This is a genomic window from Pseudoalteromonas aliena (genome assembly GCF_038155085.1).
In the GTDB taxonomy this organism is placed as follows: Bacteria; Pseudomonadota; Gammaproteobacteria; order Enterobacterales; family Alteromonadaceae; genus Pseudoalteromonas; species Pseudoalteromonas aliena_A.
The window spans coordinates 1-207 of record NZ_JBAKAU010000311.1 but is presented as its reverse complement, the minus strand read 5'-3'; the positions used below and the strand labels follow the sequence as shown (position 1 = coordinate 207).

General features: G+C 39.6%; 1 pseudogene. It reads right to left on the bottom strand.

The features are described from left to right. Positions 1-207, bottom strand: a pseudogene (locus tag V6260_RS19545) (P-II family nitrogen regulator); the annotation flags it as partial.

The window sequence follows — 207 nt, the reverse complement described above, 5'->3', positions numbered from 1 at the left end:
TCTTCAGCAGTACGGATGCGCACAACACCCTCAACTTCAGTAACAAATATTTTGCCGTCGCCAATTTTCCCTGTGTGTGCTGTTTTTACTATAACTACAATTGCACGTTCGACATCTTCGTCGCTTAATACAATATCAAGTTATACTTTATGTAATAAATCAACCATGTACTCAGAACCCCGGTAAAGTTCTGTATGTCCCTTTAGG